We start from the raw sequence: 16914 nt of genomic DNA, 5'->3' as shown, positions 1-16914 counted from the left end.
GCGGATCACTTGATGTCGGATGCGACCTGCACCTTCACCATCTTGTCGGGATCGGTCACGCTGCCGCTGGGCGAGCCCGCCGGCGCCTTCTTCAGCTTGTCGACCACGTCCATGCCCGACACCACCTCGCCGATCACGGTGTACTGGCCATTGAGGCTCGATCCGTCGGCGAACATGACGAAGAACTGCGAATTGGCGCTGTCGACGCTGTCGCCGCGCCGGGCCATGCCGACGATGCCGCGCTTGAACGGGACCTGCGAGAATTCCTGCTTCAGGTTCGGATATTTCGAGCCACCGGTGCCGTTGAAGTTCTGGCCATCGCCGGTCTGCGCCATGAAGCCATCCATCACGCGATGGAACGGCACGTTGTTGTAGAAGCCCTCGCGCGCCAGCTGCTTGATGCGCTCGGCGTGCTGGGGCGCGATGTCGGTGCGCAGCTTGATCACGATGCGGCCCTTGGTGGTGTCGATCACGATCGCATTGGCCTTGTCGAGATTGGCAGGCAGCGGCTGCGCGACCGCGGGCACGACGCAGAGCAGCGCGGCAACAAATGCAAGAATGCGGATCATGGAAACTCCGGATCTGGACGTTCGGGATATGGCAGGCCGCCGGCATCAGCCGGCAAACTTGGCCTTCAGGCCAGCGGCGACTGATGACGGCACGAATGCGGAGAAGTCGCCGCCCATCTGGGCGATTTGGCGCACCAGTGTGGCGGTGATCGGGCGGACCGCGACCGACGCCGGAACGAACACGGTATGCACCTCGGGCGCCATGGCCTCGTTCATGCCGGCCAGCTGCATCTCATAGTCGAGATCGGTGCCGTCGCGCAGGCCGCGAATCATGATGGTCGCGCCGAGATTCCGCGCCGCCGCCACCGTCAGATTGTCATAGGTGGTGCAATCGAAGGCGCAACCGGCTTGCTGGGCGATCGGGCCGCACACCTCGCGGAGCATGTCCAGCCGTTCCTCGGTCGAGAACAGTGGCTTTTTGCCGGCATGGATGGCGACGGCGACCACCAGGCGGTCGCACAGGCCGACGGCCTGCCGGACCACGTCGAGATGGCCGTTGGTGACGGGATCGAAGGAGCCGGGATAGAGCGCGATACGGGACATGATCCCTCCTAACCCGCCCGGCTCTCCCCGGCAAGCCGCCCGGGTTCCACCAACCGCACGAAACAATTTTCCGCTCGTCCAGTGAACGAGTCCAATGAACCGGTCTTGGGATGCCAGCGTCTACGAGGGTGAATGTTTCGTCGGCCGTTGGCGGATGAAACAAAACCGGCTCGCGATGAAACCATTTTCCGCCCTGGCGAAGACATCGGGAAACTTGCGGCCGGTAGACATTGGACAACGAAACGACGGGCCCGGGCGGGCCCGATCAAATGGGGACCGTCATGATCAAGGCACTTTCCGTTATCACCGTTGCCGCGTTCATTGCCGCCGCGCTCACTGTTCTGCCGGGCTTTGCGCCGCAGGTCGAAGCCTCCACCCCACAGCCGCTGGCCAAGAGCGACCGGCTCGACATCCACCTGGTCGGCAAGGACTGCTCGCAGCAATCCTGGCCGAATTTCGAGGCATCCTGCCTGCGCAGCGCCGGGGACAAGACTGCAGTCCGCGAAGCCCGCCTCGTCACCGCCGACCGCACCCCGTAGAGCGTTTTGAAGCGAAGCGGCACCGCTTCGCTTCAGGAAGAAGCGTCAAAACGAAACCTAGACATTCGGCGTCCGGACGCGATCGGAACGAAAAGTCCTTCGTCAGCCTCGCGTAAGGTCAGGCCGTCACGCAAAACCCAATGGTAATTTGCGACGTCCCGTCGCAGACTATCGTCTAAAGCGCCCGGCCGGACGACCCGGCGGGCGCAAGCCATCGGGGGATTGCCGTGACCAGTACGCCCGCCATCGTTTCTTCTGGCCACCCTCCAACCAGTCCGATCCCGGTTGCGGTGACACTCGGTGCATTGGGTGTCGTCTATGGCGACATCGGCACCAGCCCCCTCTACGCACTGAAGGAAGCCGCCAAGGCCGCAACCCATGGCGGTCCGCTCACCGAGAGTGCGGTGCTCGGCGTGGTTTCGCTGATCCTGTGGGCGCTGATCCTCATCATATCGGTCAAATACGCGATGCTGATCCTGCGCGCGGACAACCGTGGTGAAGGCGGCATTGTCGCGCTGCTGGCACTGCTCTCGGCGCGCAACGCGGCGCCCGGTACTTGGCGCGCCCATCTTCTGGTCGTCGGTCTGGTCGGCGCCGCCCTGCTCTATGGCGACGGCGCGATCACGCCGGCAATCTCGGTGCTGTCGGCGATCGAGGGCCTGAAGGTCGACGCGCCCTCGCTGACCCCAGCGGTGGTGCCGATCACCGTCGTCATCCTGATCGGCCTTTTCTTCATGCAGAAGCAGGGCACGGGCTTCATCGGAAAGATCTTCGGCCCGGTGATGATCGGCTGGTTCGCCGTGCTCGCAGCGCTCGGCATTCACGGCATCGTCAAGTCGCCCGGCGTGCTGGTGGCGCTGAGCCCGTTCTATGCGTTCGATTTCCTGATCCATCAGGATTTTCACGTCAGCTTTGCCATCCTTGGCGCCGCATTCCTCGCGGTCACCGGCGGTGAAGCGATGTACGCCGACATGGGACATTTCGGCCGCTTTCCGATCCGGCTCGCCTGGTTCGCGATCTGCCTGCCCGCGCTGGTGCTGAACTATTTCGGCCAGGCCGCGCTTTTGATCACCGACCCAACCGCGATCGACAACCCGTTCTTCCAGCTCTCGCCCGACTGGACGCATTACCCGCTGGTCCTGCTTGCGACCGTCGCCACCGTGATCGCCTCGCAGGCCATCATCTCGGGCGTGTTCTCGCTGACCCAGCAATCGATTCAGCTCGGCTTCCTGCCGCGCATGCATATCCAGCACACGACGAGCGACGCGATCGGGCAGATCTATGTGCCGCTGGTGAACTGGCTGCTCGCGGCCGGCACGCTCGGCGCAGTGCTGGCCTTCGGCACCTCGGACGCGCTGGCCGGCGCCTACGGCATCGCGGTGTCACTATTGATGGCTATCACCACTCTGCTCGCCGCCCTGGTCGCGATCCAGTGGGGCTATTCGCCGATCATCGTGATCGCGGTGAACGGCTTCTTCTTCGTCATCGATCTGATCTTCTTCGCCGCGAATTCGACCAAACTGTTCGAGGGCGGCTGGTTCCCGCTGCTGCTCGCCGGCGCCGTGGCGTTTCTGATGCTGACCTGGCGCAGCGGCGTCAAGCTGGTCGAAAAGGCGCGCGGCAAGCTGCGCCAGCCGGAAGAGGATCTGATCGAGACCGCGGTCAACAAATGCAGCGCCCGCCTGCCCGGCACCGCCGTGTTCCTGGCCTCGGCCCCCAACGGCGTGCCGCTGGCGCTGACCCAGTTCGTCAAGCACAATCACGTGCTGCATCAGCGGGTGCTACTGGTCACCGTGCTGATCGAGGAGCGGCCGCGCATCTCCGACGACGACCGCGCCGAGGTGATCGAGATCAGCCCGGGCATCACACGGATCATCCTGCACTACGGCTTCATGCAGTACCCGACGATCTATGAGGGGCTGAAGCTCGCCTGCCGGCAGGGCAAGCTGCCGGGCATCGATCTCTCCGACGTGACCTACTATATCGGCCGCGAAACCATCATCCCAAGCGAAGATATTCCGGGCATGTGGGTGTGGCGGGAATCGGTGTTCGCCTTCCTGCAACGCAACGCCGAGCGGACCGCGGCCTTCTTCGGCGTGCCGACCGGACAGGTCGTGGAGTTCGGCACTGAGATCGAGATCTAGTTGTAGCCCGGATGGCGCGAAGCGCAATCCGGGACAACCGACACCACATCGCAAGCCCCCGGATTGCGCTTCGCGCCATCCGGGCTACGTGATTTCCGGAAATGTCAGACGATCCGCCTCCTCAGCTGAAGCCGCGGCTGGCGATTTCGCTCGACCAGGCGCTGGCGATCATTGATCGTGTTGCTCCGCGCTCGCGCGTGGCAAGCATCACTGAGCTGCGCGGCGGCCTCACCAGAGAACTCGAGAATTCGGCCGGCCAAGGCGTGGCTCATTGACCCAAATCGGACAAGGACATCCAAGGGCCTGAAGGTTTATTTGCCCACCGCGAGACGACGAGCGCCGGATGCAGTCAGGCCGAGTTCGCCGAGCCGTCTGACTGCGTAGCCGAGACCCACAAGGCGCTCCCCGTGCAACTGGGGAATCTCCCGTTGCGCTTCGCCCTTGCTGACCTCCAGCAGGGAGGCGAACTCGTCCGAACTGAGGATTTGGGGATCATCCGTCATGACGCCACCTCGTCGGTCCAGACTTTGAACGAAACCAGCGTGTTTGGCCCAAACGTCTGAGTGATCGGAACGTCGGAGGCATCCCGCCCCTGTGCGATCAGAACCCGGCCGATCCTCGGCATGTTATTGCGCGGATCGAATGTGTGCCAACGCCCCCCGATATAGGCCTCGAACCAGCCGGCGAAATCACCAGCCGCCCAAGGGGGCAGGGTGCCGACGTCGCTGAGATAGCCAGTGCAATAGCGCGCTGGAATGTTCATGCAGCGGCAAAAGGCAATAGCGAGATGCGCGTAGTCACGGCACACGCCCTTGCCTTCGTTGAAGACCTCCCGCGCCGTCTTGGTGGCGCGGGCGTGCTCGTAGCCGAAAGTGATGTGATGATGGACGAAATCGCAAATGGCCTGGACCCGCGGCCAGCCCGGCGGTGTGCCCTCGAACAGCTTCCATCCAATTTCTGAAAGCCGGTCGGTCTCGCAATAGCGGCTGCCAAGCAGATAGACCAGCGTGTCCGCCGGCAAGTCCTCGACCGCGTGCTGGCCAGCCGAAGCAAACACCGGATCGGGCTCGCCGCTGTCGCGCACGACGCCATCGGCCGCCAGGCGCATCGAACCGGCCGGCGCAACGATACGGCTGCACCAGTTGCCGAATCCGTCGCGATACGGCGTGATTGGCACCGCAGGGCTGGTGGTGAGGTGGTCGGGGACGATGATATCAGACGCGCGCGTGAAATGCGTGCCGAGCACCATGATCATCGGCGTCGGCTGAGGGAATTCGTAGTGCATTTCGAACCCGACGCGAAGCTTCATTCGAAATACGTTCCTCTTTGTCGTACCGACATGGCTATCACGCGGTCGAATACAAGGTACGATCTGCCTCATCGGACAAATACCCGCATTGCGCGAGACAGTGCTGGCTATTTGCTACAATCGCGCGCAGGAACGACGACGCTTACCGACTGGCGCGGCTTGCCCGGGAGAGGCGAACCCGACGAATGTTCCAGTCGGATGGTTGAAAGCCTCCTCCGTGCGTTCGACACAGTTTCGAACGCACTCACCGAAAGAGACCTTCATGCAAAATCTCTCGCCTCGTCACGTCAAGACTGAAGAGTCCATGCGCCTCGGCGTGACGTCCGGTTGGTATTCCACAAAAGTCAGCGGAACATTCGTGACCGGCCCGCACGACACCGAAGCCGACTGCCTCCGCAAGATCGCCGAACTCAATCCTCCCCCGCCGAGGAAGAAGAAATAACTGCTGCGCAGCCAAATTGGGCGCAAGTTCGCGAAGTCCCGCCGAAACAGCCCACCGGCGCAGCCCTGCGCGTCCGAGCAATCAGGCATCAATCAACCCGGCGGGCGTGGCCCTGACCTCGGGCGCCTGCAACCAACCACGTTCGGGAACGGCCCTACTCGCCGTTCCCGTTCGCGCCGTTCTCTTCCTCCGGAATGTGCTCGACCGAGACCACGTGCTCGTCCTCGGCGGTGTCGAACACGATCACGCCCTGGGTCGAGCGGCCGGCGACGCGGATGTCGGCCACCGGGCAGCGGATCAGCTGCCCCTTGTCGGTAACCAGCATGATCTGGTCGGCGTCCTCGACCGGGAACGACGCCACCAGGTTGCCGTTGCGGTTGTTGACGCTCATCGCGACGATGCCTTTGCCGCCGCGACCGGTGGTGCGATACTCGTAGGACGAGGTCCGCTTGCCGAACCCGTTGACGGAGACGGTCAGTACCACCTGCTCGGCCGCCGACAGCTCGGCATAGCGCTCCTGCGAGAGCTGGATCGCATTCGCAGTCTCCTCGCCCTCGGCCTCGACCGGCTCCTCGGCCGTCGCCTCGCCGGCCACCGCTCGGCGCATCTTCAGGTAGGCCGAGCGCTCGTCCGAGGTGGTCTCGACATGGCGCAGGATCGCCAGCGAGATCAGCTTGTCGGCCTCCGCCAGCGCAATGCCGCGCACGCCCATCGAGGTGCGGCCGGTGAAGACGCGCACATCGGTGACCGGGAAGCGGATGCACTGCCCGCCGGCGGCGGTCAGCAGCACATCGTCGCGCTCGGTGCAGATCTGCACGTTGACGATCGCCTCGCCCTCCCCGAGCTTCATCGCGATGATGCCGGAGCGGCGGACGTCCACGAAATCGGACAGCTTGTTGCGGCGAACGGTCCCGCCGGTGGTCGCAAACATCACGTCGAGGTTGCCCCAGGAGGATTCATCCTCCGGCAGCGGCATGATCGTGGTGATACGCTCGCCCTGCTCCAGCGGCAGGATATTGATCAGCGCCTTGCCGCGCGCGTTGGGAGCTGCCATCGGCAGCCGCCAGACCTTCTCCTTGTAGACTTGGCCGCGCGACGAGAAGAACAGCACCGGCGTGTGGGTGGAGGCCACGAACAGGCGCGAGACGAAATCCTCGTCGCGGGTCTGCATGCCGGCGCGGCCCTTGCCGCCGCGGCGCTGCGCCCGGTAGGTCGACAGCGGCACGCGCTTGACGTAGCCGGCATGCGACACGGTCACGACCATGTCCTCTCGCTGGATCAGGTCCTCGTCCTCGACCTCGCCTTCCTGCTCGATGATCACGGTTTTGCGCGGTGTTGCAAATTGCTGCTTCACCTCGGCCAGTTCGGTCTTGATGATCGCCTGAACGCGGGCGCGCGAACGCAGGATGTCGAGATAGTCGGCGATCTCGGCCGCAAGCTTGTCGAGCTCCTCCGATATCTCGTCCCGCCCCAGTGCGGTCAAGCGCTGCAGCCGGAGGTCGAGGATGGCCCTGGCCTGCTCCATCGATAGCCGGAGCGTGCCGTCATCGTTGATGCGATGCCGGGGATCGTCGATCAGCGTGATCATCGCCTCGACGTCGCGCGCCGCCCAGTCACGCGACATCAGGGCCTCACGCGCCGTGTTCGGATCGGGCGAGGTCCGGATGACACGGATCATCTCATCGATGTTGGCGACTGCGATCGCCAGGCCGACCAGGATGTGGGCGCGATCGCGGGCCTTGCCGAGCAGGAACTTGGTCCGCCGGGTCACCACCTGTTCGCGGAACGCGACGAAGATGGTGAGCAGGTCCTTCAGATTCATCGTCTGCGGACGACCGGAATCCAGCGCCAGCATGTTGGCGGGGAAATTCGACTGCAGCGGCGTGAACCGGTAGAGCTGGTTGAGCACCACATCGGGCACCGCTTCGCGCTTCAGTTCGATGACGACACGATAGCCGTCGCGGTCGGACTCGTCGCGAAGATCGCCGACGCCCTCGATTTTCTTCTCTTTCACGAGATCGGCGATGCGTTCGACCATCGTCGCCTTGTTCACCTGATAGGGAATCTCGGTGATAATGATCGCTTCGCGATCTTTCCTGATGGTATCGATCGTCACCTTGCCGCGCATCACGATCGAGCCGCGGCCGAGATGGTAGGCACTGCGAATGCCCTGACGGCCGAGGATGACGCCGCCGGTCGGGAAGTCCGGTCCGGGAATGATGTCGATCAACTCGTCGATCGTGAGCGCCGGATTATCGATCAGCGCCACGCAGGCGTCGACGACCTCGCCGAGATTATGCGGCGGGATATTGGTCGCCATGCCGACGGCGATGCCGCCGGCGCCATTGACCAGAAGGTTCGGGAACCGGGCCGGCAGAACCGACGGCTCTTGCTCCGAGTTGTCGTAGTTCGGCTGGAAATCGACGGTTTCCATGTCGATGTCGGCGAGAACGGCCAGCGCCGCCCGGGTCAACCGCGCTTCGGTATACCGATAGGCCGCCGGCGGATCGCCGTCGACCGAACCGAAATTGCCCTGGCCGTCGATCAGCGGCACGCGCAGCGAGAAATCCTGCGCCATGCGGACCATCGCGTCGTAAATCGACTGGTCGCCATGCGGATGATATTTACCGATCACGTCGCCGACGACGCGCGCGGATTTCACGTATTTCTTGTCCGGCGTGTGTCCCTGCTCATGCATCGAGTAGAGAATGCGCCGGTGCACCGGCTTCAGCCCGTCGCGCGCATCGGGCAGCGCACGCGACACGATCACGCTCATCGCGTAATCGAGGTAGGACTTCTTCATCTCGTCGAGAATGGAAACGGGACGAATATCTGAGGGCGCCGGCGGCTCGCCGGGCTTGTCGTCTTCGGGTTCGGACAAAGGGGAAATCCGGTCAGTTCTGCTGGGGAATCATATAGCCCATCGGGGTCCTGATAACCACCCTCAGCCGGCTTCCGCAAGCCGTTTTTCCTTTTGTTTTTTCATGCACTTACGGCTTGATCGCCGGTTTCGATCGCCACTTGATCCAGGAAGCGGATAGCGAACGGCGAATAGCGGGCGGAACCAGAGTTTCTCGGTTCGCTACTCGCCATTCGCCCACTTCGGCTTTGGCTCATTGCCCAAACACAACTGCGTGCATGATCCGCCCCGGCACGAAGGTAAACAGCCCTGCAATGACCAGCGCGCCGAAGAAGATGCCGATCATCGTGAACCTGTGGCGGCGGACATTGTGGCTCCGCGCGGCCGTCACGCCGAGCACCAGCATGACCAGCGAGAAGATCGACAGCAGGTGGATCGGGCTCCATGGGCCCACCAGCCGGATCTGATGGATCCAGAATGAGCTCCCGGCTACGACTAGCATCAGGATCACCCAGATCCAGCCCAGCGTCCGATGCGGCAGCGTGCCTTTCGGTGCAGCAAGCTGAATGGAGCCGAGCACGAAGGCGGCCATCGCGGCAAAGGCGTGGAGCGGGATCGCAGGCGCAGCGTCGAGCAATGGCGCGAGGCTCATGATGGCGGCCCTCGAGTTGGGCTCGCGGCCAAGCATCGCTTGCCGCAGGCCGATGTAAATATCATTCACATCGGCCTGTGTCAAAGTCTGGAGAACCAGCGTCAGCTGCGCCCAACAAGATAAGATACAGCAGGCGATTGCAGAATTATCCTCATAATTCACATGAGGTATTTGCCGCGATGCATCACAGCACCGCCGTTCCGTGAAGATCACTTCCCGGAGCGCTGGACGCGGAACGCCCGACCTGCCGTCAGAACGGGATGTCGTCGTCCATGTCGCTGTTGCGCCCGCCGCCGGCGGCCACCGGACGGCGCGGCGCCGAGCTGACGGGACCGGCGGAGCCGAAATCGCTGCCGCCGTCATCGGAGAAGCTGCCGCCTCCGCCGCTACGCCCGTCGAGCATGGTGAGGTTGGAGTTGAAGCCCTGCAGCACGACTTCGGTCGAGTACTTCTCGACGCCGCTCTGGTCGGTCCATTTGCGGGTCTGCAGCTGACCCTCGATGTACACCTTGGCGCCCTTCTTCAGATACTGCTCGGCGACCTTGCAGAGGCCTTCGTTGAAGATCACGACGCGGTGCCACTCGGTCTTTTCCTTGCGCTCGCCGGTGCCCTTGTCGCGCCAGGTTTCCGAGGTGGCGATGGAAAGATTTGCGATCGGACGGCCGTCCTGGGTCCGCCGGATCTCCGGATCCTTGCCGAGATTTCCAACCAGGATCACCTTGTTCACGCTTCCTGCCATCGCATCACCTCCACTCAAAACCGGGCGCCGGACATCGGCAGCCACTCTCAACCTTCGCCACTTACATTGCAGGCGTCGTGCATGACCTATACGGCCGGCGTCGGCTCGACGCCCTCGCCGTCGCGCGGTTATCCACGGATATTGAAATATAGCACCGCAGCCGACACTGTTCCAGTTTTGTTCGCTACAACCAACCCCGGCTGCGGCCGCATGGCGAAGGAGCGCCAGCCGATTTCGATTTCAGCTCCGAGCGGGCTCCGCCACATCTCAAAATCCAAAACAAATCAGTGTCTTGCAGCACCCCCACTTCTTCCGCGAGTGTTGCATTTGGGAGACGGCGTTTCCGGTTGAATCGGCGTATAGATGCTACCCATGACGCGGGCGCTCGCGTCTGAGATCGCGCTTCGGGACCATTTGGAAGCCGATTGGGGAGCTGGGGAGATTGACTATGAAGAAGTTTTTGCTCGGTACGGTTGCCCTGATTGCGTTCGCTGCGCCGGCCGCGGCGGCCGACCTCGCGGCGCGCCCCTACACCAAGGCGCCGCCGATGATCGCCGCCATCTATGACTGGAGCGGCTTCTACATCGGCGCCAACGGCGGCTGGGGCTCGAGCCACAATTGCTGGGACCAGGTCCCCGGCGGCATTTTCATCGGATCGGATGGTTGCCATGATGCGAGCGGCGGCGTGGCCGGTGGCCAGATCGGCTATCGCTGGCAGGCGGGCACCTGGGTGTTCGGCCTCGAAGCGCAGGGCGACTGGGCTGACCTGAAGGGCAGCAACGGCAGCGCGATCTTCCCGGGCCTGTTCACCAACCAGACCAAGATCGACGCCTTCGGCCTGTTCACCGGCCAGATCGGCTACGCCGTCAACAACGTGCTGCTGTACGCCAAGGGCGGTGCCGCGCTGACCGACAACCGCTTTAGTACCTACTTCACGCCGACCGGCGTGCTCGCCGGCCGTGTGAGCGACACCCGCTGGGGCGGCACCATCGGCGCCGGCATCGAAGTCGGCTTTGCGCCGAACTGGACCGCTGGTATCGAATACGATCACCTGTTCATGCAGGACAAGACCTACAACCTCACCACCCCGACCGGCGTGGCCTTCAGCAGCGTCCGCGACCGCCAGGACGTCGACCTCGTCACCGTCCGCGTGAACTACAAGTGGGGTGGCCCGGTCGTTCCGCGCTACTGATCGCGCGACGCGAACTTGACCCAAACGAGAAGGCCGGCCTGGCGCCGGCCTTTTTGTTGCGCGGCCGGCCCCGCCGCGCTCGGCGTTTCGTCCGTATCGGCGGCTGATCTCGCCGCGCAAGCCCCCAAGGCCGGCGCCGCAGGTTGTGGCGCCCGCGACCGGTTGGAACGGCGTCTATCTCGGCGCCCAGGGCGGCGGCGGCTGGAGTACCAGCAATGAGACCTATCTCGGCGCACCGAACGACGCGGCCTTCATCAGCACCCAAGGCTACAATACCAGCGGCGGCTTCGTCGGCGGCGTGATCGGCTAGAATGTCCAGGCCGGCCCTGCCGTGTTCGGCGTCGAGGGCGATTACCACTGGGCCTCGGTCACCGGCCGCTCCGGCGTGATCAATGTCGGACCGCCGAGCGTGCTCGACACCTACTACACCGAACTGCGCAGCTTTGGCGACATCAAGGGCCGGCTCGGTTACGCCGACGGTCCAACATTATGGTTCGTCAACGGCGGCGCTGCCGTTGGCGATATCCTGCATCGCTACAGCGCCGGGCTCGCGCCTCCCTCGGTCTCGGCCAGCGACACGCGCTGGGGATGGACCGCCGGTGCCGGCGTCGAATACATGTTCGCCGCGAACTGGTCGGCCAAGCTCGAGTACAACTACATCGATCTCGGCAAGGTCGCGCCGATCCAGTACACGCCCGCACTCAACGATCGCTCGGAATGGAAGGACACCTTCCACACCGTCAAGCTCGGCATCAATTACCACTTCAACTCGGCGAGCCCGGTCGTACCAGCGAAATACTGAGCTACCGGCGGTCGCGCGCCGCTCCACCGAAAGCAAGAGCCGGCCTTGCGCCGGCTTTTTCGTTGCGGGCAAGCGCGCGCCTCGCCTGGGCCGTTTTCCGTGCATTGTGGTTTCACGGATACACGACTTCCGGCATTTCTCTGTAGAAGCCCGTGTACGTCACGCGACACTGCTGTGACGCTCCCTTCAATGTTTGAAGGGACAACAAGAAAATGGGACTGGGACTTTGAAAATCAGGAATGTTTTGCTGGCATCGGCCGGCATGTTTGCCCTCAGCGCAATTGCACCGGCAATGGCCGCCGACATGGCGGCACGCGCGCCTTACGTGAAGGCTCCGCCGCCGGCCGCGATCTACAACTGGACCGGCTTCTACATCGGCGGCTTCGGTGGCTATGCCAGCGAGGAGTCCGGCAATCCGAAGATGGAAGGCGGCTTCGCCGGCGGCACCATCGGCTACAACTGGCAGACCAGCAACATCGTGTACGGCCTCGAGGCCGACGGTGCGTGGGCTGACGTCGATGCCTCGGCCAGCGCGCTCGGCATCACCGTGAAGAGCAAGGTCGACGCGCTCGGCACCGTGCGCGGCCGCATCGGCTTCGCCGTCGACAAGGTGCTGTTCTACGGCACCGGCGGCTACGCCTGGGTCGACAACAAGATCAGCGTCAGCGCGCTCGGCGTGACCGCTTCGCAGAGCAACTTCCACTCCGGCTGGACCGTCGGCGCCGGCATCGAGGCGTTCATCGCGCCGCAGTGGTCGGTCAAGGGCGAGTACCTGTATCGCAGCCTCGGCAGCGAGACCTACTTCGGCGTTCCCTCCCCCGACCTCAACCTGCACAGCGTCCAGTTCGGCGTGAACTATCACTTCGGCGGCCCGATCCTCGCCAAGTACTGAGCAGAGTATTGAGTTCAAGCAATCATCCGATCTCGGAAAGGCCGGCCTCGCGCCGGCCTTTTTTGCGTCTGGGAACCGGCCCTGCTGACGGCTGCTGCCATCAGACAAACTATCCGTTGATGGTCTCAACTCAGCACTGGAAATCTGCCGCCGTTCTTCCTACGTTCCAGCCTTCTCACCCATCGGCGCAAGGTCCCGGCAGCACCGGCGACGTGCGCCCAAAAGGCGCCCGATCATGCGCCCGGAAATGTCGCTATGGATGAAGTGCTCAAGGCGAAGCGCCAACCGACCGCCGGCTCCTCATCGCGCGCCATCACGATCCGCGGCGCGCGCGAACACAATCTGAAGAACATCGACGTCGAGATTCCCCGCGACAAGCTCGTGGTGTTCACCGGCCTGTCCGGCTCCGGCAAGTCGTCGCTCGCGTTCGACACCATCTATGCCGAGGGCCAGCGCCGTTACGTCGAGTCGCTGTCGGCCTATGCGCGCCAGTTCCTCGAGATGATGCAGAAGCCCGACGTCGACCAGATCGACGGCCTGTCGCCGGCGATCTCGATCGAGCAGAAGACGACGTCGAAGAACCCGCGCTCCACCGTCGGCACCGTCACCGAGATCTACGACTACATGCGCCTGCTCTGGGCGCGCGTCGGCGTGCCCTATTCGCCCGCTACCGGCCTGCCGATCGAGAGCCAGATCGTCTCGCAGATGGTCGACCGCGTGCTTGATCTGCCGGAAGGCACCCGCCTCTATTTGCTGGCGCCGGTCGTGCGCGGCCGCAAGGGCGAGTACAAGAAGGAGCTCGCCGAGTACCTCAAGAAGGGCTTTCAGCGCGTCAAGATCGACGGCACGTTCTACGAACTCTCCGAGGCGCCCGCGCTCGACAAGAAATTCCCGCACGACATCGACGTCGTGGTCGACCGCATCGTGGTGCGCCCCGACCTCGCCCAGCGCCTCGCCGAAAGTTTTGAGACCGCGCTGAAGCTCGCCGAAGGCCTCGCGGTGATCGAATACGCCGACGCGCCGGCGGCGGCCGCCGCCGAAGACAAGAAGAAAACTGCAAAAATCCACGACAAGAGCGGGCCCGAGCGCATCCTGTTCTCGGAGAAGTTCGCCTGCCCGGTCTCCGGCTTCACGATCCCCGAGATCGAGCCGCGCCTGTTCTCGTTCAACAACCCCTATGGCGCCTGTCCTGCCTGCGGCGGCCTCGGCGTCGAGCAGCATATCGACGAGGACCTGGTCATCCCCGACAAGGAGCTGACGCTCGGCAAGGGCGCGATAGCGCCCTGGGCAAAGTCGTCGTCGCCCTATTACATCCAGACGCTGACGGCGCTCGGCAAGCACTACAAGTTCACGCTCACGACCAAGTGGAAGGACCTGCCCAAGAAGGTGCAGGCCGCGCTGCTGCACGGCTCCGGCGACGACGAGATCAAGTTCTCCTATGAGGACGGCGTCCGCTCCTACGACACCAAGAAGCCGTTCGAGGGTGTCATCACCAACATCAACCGCCGCTATCGCGAGACCGAGAGCGAGTGGGCGCGCGAGGAGCTCGGCAAGTATTTCTCCGACGTGCCCTGCGCCGGCTGCAACGGCTACCGGCTGAAGCCCGAGGCGCTCTGCGTCAAGATCGGGGCTAAGCATATCGGCGAAATCTCGGAGCTCTCGGTGAAGCGCGCCGGCGAATGGTTCGAGACGGTGCCGGAGGCGCTCAATGCGCAGCAGAACGAAATCGCCGCGCGTATCCTGAAGGAGATCCGCGAGCGGCTGACCTTCCTGCTCGATGTCGGCCTCAATTACCTGACGCTGTCGCGTTCTTCCGGCACGCTGTCCGGCGGCGAGAGCCAGCGCATCCGCCTGGCCTCGCAGATCGGCTCGGGGCTGACCGGCGTGCTCTACGTGCTGGACGAGCCGTCGATCGGCCTGCACCAGCGCGACAATGCCCGCCTGCTCGACACCCTGAAGCGGCTCCGCGATTTGGGCAACACCGTGGTCGTGGTCGAGCATGACGAGGACGCCATCCGGCTTGCCGACTATGTTCTCGATATCGGCCCCGGCGCCGGCATGCATGGCGGCCACATCGTCGCCGAGGGCACGCCCGACCAGATCATGCGCAATCCGAAATCACTGACCGGCAAATACCTCACCGGCGAGCTTTCGGTCCCCGTGCCCGACCGACGGCCGCCGAACCACCGGCGCACCATCAAGGTCGTCAACGCCCGCGGCAACAATCTGAAGAACGTCTCGGCCGAGATCCCGCTCGGCCTGTTCACCTGCGTCACCGGCGTCTCCGGCGGCGGCAAGTCGACGCTGCTGATCGATACGCTCTACAAGGCGATCGCCCGCAAGCTGAACAACGCCAGCGAAGGCGCCGCGCCGCACGACCGCATCGAGGGCCTCGAGCATATCGACAAGATCATCGACATCGACCAGTCGCCGATCGGCCGCACGCCGCGTTCGAACCCCGCGACCTATACCGGCGCCTTCACGCCGATCCGCGAATGGTTCGCCGGCCTGCCCGAGGCCAAGGCGCGCGGCTACGAGCCCGGGCGCTTCTCCTTCAACGTCAAGGGTGGCCGCTGCGAGGCCTGCCAGGGCGACGGCGTCATCAAGATCGAGATGCACTTCCTGCCCGACGTCTACGTCACCTGCGATACCTGCAAGGGCAAGCGCTACAACCGCGAGACGCTGGAGGTGCTGTTCAAGGGCAAGAGCATCGCCGACGTGCTCGACATGACGGTCGAGGAAGCCGCCGAGTTCTTCAAGGCGGTGCCGCGCGTGCGCGAGACGTTCCGGACCCTGCATCGTGTGGGCCTCGACTACATCCATGTCGGCCAGCAGGCGACGACGCTGTCGGGCGGCGAGGCCCAGCGCGTCAAGCTGGCAAAGGAGCTGTCAAAGCGCGCCACCGGCCGCACGCTCTACATCCTGGACGAGCCGACCACCGGCCTGCATTTCCACGACGTCGCCAAGCTCCTGGAGGTGCTGCACGAGTTGGTCGCCCAGGGCAACACGGTCGTGGTGATCGAGCACAATCTCGAGGTCATCAAGACCGCCGACTGGGTGATCGACCTCGGTCCCGAAGGCGGCGACGGCGGCGGCGAAATCGTCGCCTGGGGCCCGCCCGAGGACATCGTGAAAGCGCCGCGCAGCTACACCGGCAAGTTTCTGGCGCCGGTGCTGAAGAAGGCGAACAGCAAGCCCAGGAAGAGCAGCGCGAGCGAGGCGGCGGAGTAGTCTAGGAGGATAGCGCATACCGTGCAGACATCCGCAAGATTGAAGGCTCTCTTTTCTATCCATCCACCCATTCGAAGCGACTCTCCCGCGGCAAAAGAGGTCTACAGTCGCTTTTGCGCTGACTTCGCCCAGCCTAGAACCGTTTCGATACGTGGCAGCTTTTCACATGATGGCGAGTTACTTGCAGTAACCGCCCGTCCATGCACCGCTAGGCAGCGGACACGATACTTCAAGAATGCGCCATTTCTGCAGACCGGCGATGCCGTTCTCGAGTTTTCATCTACCTTCGAGTTTCCTGGTCAAGAGCGTTTTTTCTTGACGGATCACACGGGTGCGCGACTTGTCCGCACGGAGGAGGAGGCAATCTCTACCTGGCGGTCTCACCTTCCGCTTGACCTTGATCTGGCGATTCAGAGCTATTTCTGCGCGCTGACAATTGCTTACGAAGGTGTCATCCGCCCCACTGACGTTGTTTGGCTGATCGACGATGCACGGTGCCGTCGCGGAGTTGGTAGGAATTGAGGTTGGCGTAGTCTCCGGGGTGATCAACCTCGAATCATCCGGCGTTGAAGCGTCGGACTGGAGACTACGCCATGAACAAGCCTACCACGGAGCCTGATTCCTCGCAGCCTACGACTGAGCTGGCTGTTGATCTTTTCGACAACTGGTTTGACCCGATCGAGGCCGAGGTGCGGGCTCGGTCGCGTCAGTTCATCGAAGAACTGATCCGCGGCGAACTCGATACCGCGCTGGCACGGCCGCGTTACGAACGAAGCAAGATGGCCGGCAATGAAGCAGGCCCCTGCGTCACGGGCCACCGTCATGGCAGCCGGACGCGGTCACTGACGGGCACGTTCGGGCGGATCGAGCTAGCAGTGCCGCGCGCCCGGCTGACCACATCCGAGGGCAAAACGACGGAATGGAAGAGCCGGGCGCTGCGGGCCTATCAGCGACGCACGCTTGCCGCCGATGCGCTGATCGCAAGCAGCTACCTGGCCGG

18 protein-coding genes are annotated in these 16914 nt (G+C 63.6%); 11 read left to right on the top strand and 7 right to left on the bottom strand.

Going from position 1 to position 16914, the window contains the following annotated elements; translation table 11 throughout:
- Positions 1–5: 5 nt before the first annotated feature.
- Positions 6–569 carry a peptidylprolyl isomerase gene (locus tag ABIB78_RS14350; protein ID WP_429025403.1) on the bottom strand — a complete coding sequence of 188 codons (564 nt, stop codon included), beginning with the start codon at positions 567–569 and terminating at the stop codon, positions 6–8.
- A gap of 45 nt (positions 570–614) precedes the next feature.
- Positions 615–1112 carry a pantetheine-phosphate adenylyltransferase gene (gene coaD / locus ABIB78_RS14345; RefSeq protein ID WP_429025400.1) on the bottom strand — a complete coding sequence of 166 codons (498 nt, stop codon included), beginning with the start codon at positions 1110–1112 and terminating at the stop codon, positions 615–617.
- 281 nt (positions 1113–1393) lie between these two features.
- On the opposite strand from coaD, the gene ABIB78_RS14340 reads away from it, so the two are divergent.
- From ABIB78_RS14340 to ABIB78_RS14330, 3 genes are all read left to right on the top strand, one after another.
- Complete coding sequence (locus ABIB78_RS14340) at positions 1394–1651, top strand: hypothetical protein (RefSeq protein WP_429025398.1); 258 nt, start codon at positions 1394–1396, stop codon at positions 1649–1651.
- Positions 1652–1941: 290 nt separating this feature from the next.
- Positions 1942–3795, top strand: a complete 1854-nt coding sequence (locus ABIB78_RS14335) for a potassium transporter Kup (protein WP_429026141.1) — start codon at positions 1942–1944, stop codon at positions 3793–3795.
- 101 nt (positions 3796–3896) lie between these two features.
- Positions 3897–4070, top strand: a complete 174-nt coding sequence (locus tag ABIB78_RS14330) for a hypothetical protein (protein ID WP_429025395.1) — start codon at positions 3897–3899, stop codon at positions 4068–4070.
- Between the two features lie 36 nt (positions 4071–4106).
- Here ABIB78_RS14330 and ABIB78_RS14325 read toward each other — a convergent pair whose 3' ends face one another.
- Positions 4107–4298, bottom strand: a complete 192-nt coding sequence (locus ABIB78_RS14325) for a hypothetical protein (RefSeq protein ID WP_429025393.1) — start codon at positions 4296–4298, stop codon at positions 4107–4109.
- Complete coding sequence (locus tag ABIB78_RS14320; RefSeq protein ID WP_429026140.1) at positions 4295–5104, bottom strand: transglutaminase-like domain-containing protein; 810 nt, start codon at positions 5102–5104, stop codon at positions 4295–4297. The genes ABIB78_RS14325 and ABIB78_RS14320 overlap by 4 nt, the downstream gene beginning before the upstream one ends.
- 262 nt (positions 5105–5366) lie before the next feature.
- Between ABIB78_RS14320 and ABIB78_RS14315 the strand changes: the two genes are divergently transcribed.
- On the top strand, positions 5367–5546 hold the full coding sequence (locus tag ABIB78_RS14315) for a hypothetical protein (RefSeq protein ID WP_429025390.1): 180 nt from the start codon (positions 5367–5369) through the stop codon (positions 5544–5546).
- 154 nt (positions 5547–5700) lie between these two features.
- Here ABIB78_RS14315 and gyrA read toward each other — a convergent pair whose 3' ends face one another.
- The 3 genes from gyrA to ABIB78_RS14300 form a co-directional block, all read right to left on the bottom strand.
- Positions 5701–8427 (bottom strand): DNA gyrase subunit A, encoded by a 2727-nt coding sequence (gene gyrA / locus ABIB78_RS14310; protein WP_429025387.1) that lies wholly within the window; start codon positions 8425–8427, stop codon positions 5701–5703.
- Between the two features lie 232 nt (positions 8428–8659).
- The gene (locus tag ABIB78_RS14305; protein WP_429026138.1) at positions 8660–9058 is read right to left on the bottom strand and encodes a DUF2306 domain-containing protein; all 399 of its coding nucleotides are present in this window, start codon (positions 9056–9058) and stop codon (positions 8660–8662) included.
- A gap of 250 nt (positions 9059–9308) precedes the next feature.
- Positions 9309–9797, bottom strand: a complete 489-nt coding sequence (locus tag ABIB78_RS14300) for a single-stranded DNA-binding protein (RefSeq protein WP_429025384.1) — start codon at positions 9795–9797, stop codon at positions 9309–9311.
- A gap of 81 nt (positions 9798–9878) precedes the next feature.
- Between ABIB78_RS14300 and ABIB78_RS14295 the strand changes: the two genes are divergently transcribed.
- The 7 genes from ABIB78_RS14295 to ABIB78_RS14265 form a co-directional block, all read left to right on the top strand.
- A complete protein-coding gene (locus tag ABIB78_RS14295; RefSeq protein ID WP_429025382.1) occupies positions 9879–10148 on the top strand; it encodes a hypothetical protein in 270 nt (89 codons plus the stop codon).
- A 97-nt stretch (positions 10149–10245) separates the two neighbouring features.
- Entirely contained in the window at positions 10246–10989 is a 744-nt protein-coding gene (locus ABIB78_RS14290; RefSeq protein WP_429025380.1) for an outer membrane protein, read from the top strand.
- Positions 10990–11134: 145 nt separating this feature from the next.
- Positions 11135–11299, top strand: coding sequence for a hypothetical protein (locus tag ABIB78_RS14285; RefSeq protein WP_429025377.1), 165 nt, complete (start codon positions 11135–11137; stop codon positions 11297–11299).
- Between the two features lie 21 nt (positions 11300–11320).
- Entirely contained in the window at positions 11321–11791 is a 471-nt protein-coding gene (locus ABIB78_RS14280; RefSeq protein WP_429025374.1) for an outer membrane protein, read from the top strand.
- 232 nt (positions 11792–12023) lie between these two features.
- Positions 12024–12683, top strand: a complete 660-nt coding sequence (locus ABIB78_RS14275) for an outer membrane protein (RefSeq protein ID WP_429026135.1) — start codon at positions 12024–12026, stop codon at positions 12681–12683.
- A 255-nt stretch (positions 12684–12938) separates the two neighbouring features.
- Positions 12939–15914 carry an excinuclease ABC subunit UvrA gene (gene uvrA / locus ABIB78_RS14270; RefSeq protein WP_429025371.1) on the top strand — a complete coding sequence of 992 codons (2976 nt, stop codon included), beginning with the start codon at positions 12939–12941 and terminating at the stop codon, positions 15912–15914.
- A gap of 593 nt (positions 15915–16507) precedes the next feature.
- Positions 16508–16914: transposase (locus ABIB78_RS14265; RefSeq protein ID WP_429025368.1), on the top strand; the 407-nt coding region annotated here is incomplete at its 3' end.

Origin of the sequence: Bradyrhizobium sp. I1.14.4 (assembly GCF_050435825.1) — a bacterium.
GTDB lineage: Bacteria > Pseudomonadota > Alphaproteobacteria > Rhizobiales > Xanthobacteraceae > Bradyrhizobium.
Note: the sequence above shows the minus strand (reverse complement) of the source record. Positions and strands in the feature narration are given on the sequence as shown.